Genomic DNA, 6,449 nt, shown 5'->3' with positions numbered 1-6,449 from the left:
CGTCATAGGGGTAAGCTTTGGGGTGCGGGAGGCCGCAATGCAAGCGGCGGCTTGGCGATGTAAGGCGATTGCACCGGTCCGGCCGGCCGGTCGCCGCCGGACGGCTAGTGCCGCGGGGATCTCGCGCGGCTGGTGCGGAGCGATTGGAACCCGCTCCGGGCCATGCCGAGGATCAGCAGATAGTCCTGCTTGATGACAGACAGGCTGGGCCACGATGAGCGCCCGGGTGATGGGCAATGTGCCGATCAGCCTGTCCGGCGACCGCATGCCGCTGCGGGCCGGCGAGGGTGCGGCCGATCTGGAGGTGCGCTGCATTGCCGCCAGCCGCAATCTCGACGGCGAGATGCCCGGCCGGGCCGCCGCCTTCCGTCCGCTTCCGGAGGAGGCCGCCGTCCAGCTCGACCGCGCGGTGTCCCGCCTGCGCGAGACCGAAGTGGCCTCGGCCCAGCTGATCCTGAAGGTTCGGTGAGGGACGGATGGACGGTCCGCCGGCTAATCCGGGGGAAGGGCCGGAGGCTCCCGGCCCCTTGAAACCGGCGGTGGGCGATCCGCCGCCGGCCCACCTTGCGCCGGATCGCCCCGGATGGTCGCGCGGATGGCTGGCCGGTGCCGTCATCCTGGGAAGTGCCCTGCTGGCGCTTGCCGCCACGCGCTGGGTGCCGCCGCTGCGCACTGCCGACGAGAGTCTCGGTGACCGGCTGATCGCCGCGGCCGCCCCGGCGCAACCGCAACATCCGGCCATCGCCCTGGTGCTGTTCGGGGAGGACAGCTTCGCCGGACTGGCCTGCCGGTCGCCGGTGGATCGTGGCATGCTGGCCGACATCATCGGCCTGCTGGCGGCGGCCGGGGTCCGCGCCATCGGCATCGACGTGCTGTTCGACCAGCCGACCCTGCCGGCTTTGGACGAGCGGCTGCGCCGTGCCATGCTGAACGCAGCGGTTCCGGTGGTGGCGATCACCGCGCTGGACCGGACACCGCTGACCGAGCGGCAGCGCCGCTTCCTCGACGGCTTCATCGAAGGAATGCCGCGCGGTCACGCCAATCTGGCGAAGGACCGGCTGGATGCCGCCGTGCGCTGGCACGTTCCGTTCGGCGACGATGGCACGCCCAGCCTGCCGGTGCAGCTTGCCCGCCTCGCCGGTGTGCCGGGGGTGCCGGCGCAGCCCTTCCGCATCGACTGGCATGGCAGGCCGGACGGTTCGACCGCGCCCTTCGCGATCTATCCTGCCGAGGCCGTCGCCGTTCTGCCGAAGAGCTGGCTGTCCGGCCGGATGGTGCTGGTGGGGACGGCGCTGGCCGGCATCGACCAGCATCGCACGCCGCTGTCGCCCGCCGGGGCCTCGACGCCCGGTGTGGAGATCGAGGCGCATGTGTTGGCCCAGCTTCTCGACGGGCGGAGCGATCCGCGGCTGCCCTTTGCCGGAGAGGCGGCGCTGGCTCTGCTGATGGCGGCGGTCGGGGTGGCGGTGGCGCTGGCCGGCTTGCCGCTGTGGCTGCTGGCGGCGGCGGGGCTGCTGGTGCCGGCGGCGGCCTGGACCGGGGCGATGGCGCTGCTCGCTGCGGGCGGGCCGCTGGTGCCGCTGGTGGCGCCGGCCTTGGCCTGGGGGGCCGGTCTCGCCGCGATGACCGTGCAGATGTCGCTGCGCGAACGGGCCGACCGGCGCGTCATGATGCAGCTGTTCGCCAACCATGTCTCCCAGCCGGTGGCGGAGGAGATCTGGCGGGAACGCGCCACCTTCATGGCCGGCAACCGCCCGCGCCCGCAGCAGCTGACCGCAACCGTGCTGTTCTCCGACATCGAGGGCTTCACCACCATCTGCGAAGCGTTGGAGCCGGAACCGCTGATCCGCTGGCTGGAGGGCTATCTGGATGCCATGGTGCGCATTGTCACCGCCCATGACGGGGTGGTGCTGCGCTTCGTCGGCGATGCGATCCTGGCGGTCTTCGGCGCGCCGGTCGCGCGCACCACACAGACGGAGATCGATGCCGACGCCGGTCGTGCCGTCGGTTGCGCCCTGGAGATGGGACGGGAACTGGCGGCCTTGAACCGGCGATGGCAGGCGGAGGGGTTGCCGCGGGTCGGCATCCGGGTCGGCGTGCACACCGGTCCGCTGGTCGCCGGCAGCCTGGGCGGGCTGCGGCACAGCGAATACTCGCTGTTGGGCGACACCGCCAACACCGCCGCCCGGCTGGAAGCCTATGGCAAGATGGTCGACGAGCGCACGTCCCGCCATTGCCGGATCATCGTCGGCGACCCGACCTGGCAGGCGGTCCAGTCGGCGCTGCAGGGCCGCTGCACGGCACTGCCGGTGGGCGAGGTGGCGTTGAAGGGCAAGGTCAAGGCGGTGCGGATCTGGCTGCTGATCGACGACGAAAATACCGATGGTCGCGGGTGATAATCATCATCGCTTCTGCTCGATAGAGGAAGTAATCACTTCGGCATGGCATCTCCTCTTTTGCCGGTTTCAGGCTGAAGGGGCGCCTTGGCATCGATTCGAGCCATGGTATGCTTCTGCCAACCATGGCGGGATGCCGGCAATTTCCGGAATCACTTCGAACAGCCATCCGCTATGCGCCGTAAGCTTCGCCGGTGACCTTTCCGGTCGATCATGACCGACGGAATGCGGCGCCTCTTTGCACGGGGACGGAGGCGGGGATGGTGGGACCGGTCGGACCCTGCCGGACGATTTTTGCGATGCTGCTGCTGGTGCTCGTCGTCCTGGCGCCCCGGGCGGAGGCGGCCGGCCCGGCTGGCGGCAGTCAACCCGGCGGTCAACCGCCGGGTGTCGCGGAAAGCCGTCTGGCGCTGGTGATCGGGGTCAGCAATTACCGCAACGCGCCGGAACTGGTGAATCCGCGCAATGACGCCAAGGCCATCGGCGAGGCGTTGCGGGCGCTGAACTTCACGGTGGACGAACAATACGACCTCGATGCCCGCGGCTTCGCCACCGCCTTGCGCCAGTTCGGCCTGAAGGCCTCGCAGGCGGATGTCGCGGTGATCTTCTATGCCGGGCACGGCATCCAGGTGAACGGCGTCAACTATCTGCTGCCGGCCGATGCCCAGCTGGAGCGGGAACGCGATCTGGTCTATGAGGCGATCCCGCTGAACCTGCCGATGGGGGAGCTGGCCGGCGCGCGCAAGCTCGGCATCCTCATCCTCGACGCCTGCCGCAACAATCCCTTCGTCGACCGCCTGACCCGCAGCGGCTCGAACCGCAACCAGGCTCATCCCGGCTTCGGCAGCGTCGACGACGCGCCCAGCGACACGCTGGTGGCGATGGCGACCCGTGCCGACCAGCTGGCCGAGGACGGAACCGGCGACCACAGCCCCTTCAGCGCCGCGCTGCTCCAGCATCTTCAGACGCCGGGGCTGGAACTTAGCCTGTTCTTCCGCAATGTCCGCGATACGGTGAAGCAGGCCACCAACGGCCGGCAGGAGCCGTTCGTCTACGGCTCGCTCGGCGCCACACCCTTCTATTTCAACCCGCGCCCGCCCAACCGGCCGCCGGTGCTGGGGGAGTTGCGGGCGCTGACCGTGCTCGACCGGGCCGGGGCGGAGCCGCTGTCTCCCGGCAAGCCGACCGATCCCGACGACGACCAGATGTACGCCCGCGTCACCGGGCTGCCGCGGGGCGGCACCGTCCGCGTCGGCGAACGCAGCGTGCTGATCGGCGATTACCTGACGGTGGAGCAGCTGGCGGCCACCAGCTTCAAGCCCGACGGCAGTTTCCGCGGCGATGCCGGCGCTTTCGAGTTCCTGGTCGCCGACGGTCGCGGAGGCATGACCACCGGCGCCATCCCCGTCACCATCAAGGCGAGCAACCAGCCGCCGGCGGTGGTGGCGGAGCGCAAGCTGCGCGTCGCCGGCAACCCGATGGGGATCGACGCTCCCTCCGACCCGGACGGCGACCCGCTGACCGTCACCATCACCGCGGTGCCCGAGCGCGGCAGCGTCCACACCGGTGCGGCCGTGGTGAAGCCGGGGGACAAGGTGACCGTCCAGGCGCTGACCGCCCTGACCTTCGACCCGGAGGCCGCAGCGCCCGGCCCGGCCGGCAGCCTGCGCTACAGCGTCGATGACGGACGCGGCGGCACCGCCAACGCAAGCGTCAGCGTCGACATCGCCGCTCCCGGCACCACGCCGGTGGCGGAGCTGGAGGACGGCCTGTGGAAGAAGATCCAGGCCAGCAAGGAGCCCGGCGACTATCAGGCCTTCCTGCAGCTGTTCGGCGCCGGCGGCTATGCGCCGATGGCCCGCCGCCAGCTGGAGGCGCTGACGGTTGCCGGCAAGCCGGCGGAACCGCCGCCCAAAGCGGAGGCGAAACCGGAAGCGGCGATAGGACCCGGACTGGAGCCGGCCGAACCCGGACGCTACAGCGTCACCGCCGACGGACTCCTGCGGGCGACGCCGGCCAACGGCGGCGCGCGGGTTGGCAAGGTGGCGCGCGGGGCGACGGTGCAGGTTCTGGGCCGCGTGCCGGAGGGCGGGTGGTACCGCATCGCGCTGGAGGACGGCACCCAGGGCTTCGTCGCGGCCGCGCTTTTGAAACGTGAACCGCCGCCTCCCTCGGCATCCCAGGCCGCGGCACCGCCGCCGGCCGATCCGCAGGTGGCAGCGACCGCACCGCCGCCACCGGCCAACGGGTCCGGCAATGGATCGGCGAACGGGGCGGCGCGCAACCATGGGGCCGGCAACAGCTTCCAGGACTGCCCGACCTGTCCGGTGCTGGTGCGGGTGCCGGCGGGCAATTTCATGATGGGGAACGACAAGGGCGATCCGTCGGAACGGCCGGTCCACCGTGTCACCATCGCCAAGCCCTTCGCGCTCGGCATGTATGAGGTGACGGTCGGCGAGTGGCGGGCCTGCATCCAGGAGGGCGGCTGCACCGACATGCCGCGCATGGTCAATCCGACCGACGGGACGCCCGTCCACAATCTGCATTGGCAGGATGCCCAATCCTATGTGGCCTGGCTCAGCCGCAAGACCGGGCAGCGCTATCGCCTGCCGAGCGAGGCGGAATGGGAATTCGCTGCGCGCGCCGGCACCGCGTCACCCTATTGGTGGGGAGTGGAGGAGGGGATTCACGCCGACTGCGACGATTGCGGCGGCCCGCACGAACATATGACCCCGGCCGCGGCGGGCAGCTACAAGGCCAATCCCCTCGGCCTGCACGACATGAACGGCGGCGTGGCGGAATGGGTGGCCGACTGCTGGAACAAGAACTACCAGGGCGCTCCGGCCGACGGCAGCGCCTGGACCCAGGGCAACTGCCGGAAGCGGGTGCTGCGTGGCGGGTCCTGGCGTGACCGGCAGGAGGCCATCAACGACACGATGCGCAACAGCTACGACATCGACGTCCGCTATCTCACCAACGGGTTCCGGGTGGCGCGCGAGGTGAACTGACGGCGGCCGGACGTGATGGCGCTCAGCGCTGGACCGTGACGGTCTTCTGGGTCGCGCGGTTGCCGATCCCGATTGCGGTGTTGGTCGTGCTGTTCACGTTGTTGACCTGCACGCCGCCGTTGGCGAGCGCCGCGGGCAGATGCGGCAGCGGCCCGGCGGTGCTCATCAGCAAGTCCAGCGTCGCTGGGCCGGCGGGCTTGGCGGTTGGAGCGGGGGCCGGAGCGGGCGGTTGCGCCGGTTCGGGCGCCGGGGCCGGTGCGGCTTTCTCCGTCGGCCCGGCGCTGCCGTCGCCGAGCTGCTGCTGGCTGATGTTGCCGTCGCCGAAGGCGAAGTTCAGCGCGCTGTTGAAATTGTTCACGATGAAGGGGGCGTCGATGATGGTGAAGCTGGGATCGACCGGCTGAACCGGCGGCTGGCGGCTGGCGGCCAGCGGCTGCCCCTTGTTGAAGCCGGCGAGGTAGCCGGCATCGCCGCGGATGCGGGTGATCGCCTGCTGGTTCACGGAGGTCCGGCGGACCGACGGGTTGGTGACCATCGCACCGGGAGGGGCGCCACGGGGCGTCGGGTTCTCCGACACCGGCAGGCGCGGCGTCTGGGCGAAAGCCTGGGCCATCGCCGCGCCGGGGATCGGGCCGGGTGGAAAGGCGATGCCGCCGGTGACCTGTGCGGCGGCGGTCCCGGCGGTCAGCAGCAGGGCGGCAATGGTGGGCAGCAGGACGGTTCGGGGCGATGTCATCGCGGGTGCTCCCTCGGGGCTGGCGGCCGGGTGTGGGGAGCATGATGGAGGCGTTCGGGTCCGGGCGCTGTGGTGCGGCTCACAGCCTGCGTGAAACGGACGTCTCAGCCGCAGGATTCGGCGATGTCGTCCAGCGCGTCGCTGTCGAGGATGACGATATAGCCGGCGTCCATCTCGATCACGCCGGCACGCTGCCACTCGTTCAGCAGCTTGTTGACGCTCTCGCGCGAGACGCCGACGAGGCATCCCAGCTGCTGCTGCGACAGCTTGATGTCCAGCCGCAGCCCCTCCGCCCCCGGCTGCCAAGGC

The 6,449-nt window shown here is 70.6% G+C and carries 5 protein-coding genes; 3 read left to right on the top strand and 2 right to left on the bottom strand.

Annotation, left to right across the window (positions count from 1 at the left end; translation table 11 throughout):
• Window positions 1-214 precede the first annotated feature (214 nt).
• The 3 genes from I71_RS27645 to I71_RS35315 all read left to right on the top strand — a co-directional run bounded on the left by I71_RS27645 (window position 215) and on the right by I71_RS35315 (window position 5,404).
• Window positions 215-469, top strand: coding sequence for a hypothetical protein (locus I71_RS27645; protein WP_042701605.1), 255 nt, complete (start codon window positions 215-217; stop codon window positions 467-469).
• 58 nt (window positions 470-527) lie between these two features.
• Window positions 528-2,396, top strand: a complete 1,869-nt coding sequence (locus I71_RS27640) for an adenylate/guanylate cyclase domain-containing protein (protein WP_042701602.1) — start codon at window positions 528-530, stop codon at window positions 2,394-2,396.
• Between the two features lie 299 nt (window positions 2,397-2,695).
• On the top strand, window positions 2,696-5,404 hold the full coding sequence (locus tag I71_RS35315; protein ID WP_159107443.1) for an SUMF1/EgtB/PvdO family nonheme iron enzyme: 2,709 nt from the start codon (window positions 2,696-2,698) through the stop codon (window positions 5,402-5,404).
• A gap of 22 nt (window positions 5,405-5,426) precedes the next feature.
• Here the strand turns inward: I71_RS35315 and I71_RS27630 are convergent, their stop codons facing one another.
• Window positions 5,427-6,140, bottom strand: a complete 714-nt coding sequence (locus I71_RS27630; protein ID WP_042701599.1) for a hypothetical protein — start codon at window positions 6,138-6,140, stop codon at window positions 5,427-5,429.
• Window positions 6,141-6,244: 104 nt separating this feature from the next.
• Window positions 6,245-6,449 (bottom strand): helix-turn-helix domain-containing protein (locus I71_RS27625; RefSeq protein WP_042701596.1); only part of this gene is annotated, 205 nt, incomplete at its 5' end.

This window comes from Azospirillum sp. B506 (assembly GCF_000333595.1).
In the GTDB taxonomy this organism is placed as follows: domain Bacteria; phylum Pseudomonadota; class Alphaproteobacteria; order Azospirillales; family Azospirillaceae; genus Azospirillum.
Note: the sequence above shows the minus strand (reverse complement) of the source record. Positions and strands in the feature narration are given on the sequence as shown.

Excerpts from the sequence above, each read along its gene's own strand:
- I71_RS27645 (WP_042701605.1), top strand. The coding sequence starts at position 215 with ATGAGCGCCCGGGTGATGGGCAATGTGCCGATCAGCCTGTCCGGCGAC.
- I71_RS35315 (WP_159107443.1), top strand. The coding sequence starts at position 2,696 with ATGCTGCTGCTGGTGCTCGTCGTCCTGGCGCCCCGGGCGGAGGCGGCC.
- I71_RS27630 (WP_042701599.1), bottom strand. The coding sequence starts at position 6,140 with ATGACATCGCCCCGAACCGTCCTGCTGCCCACCATTGCCGCCCTGCTG.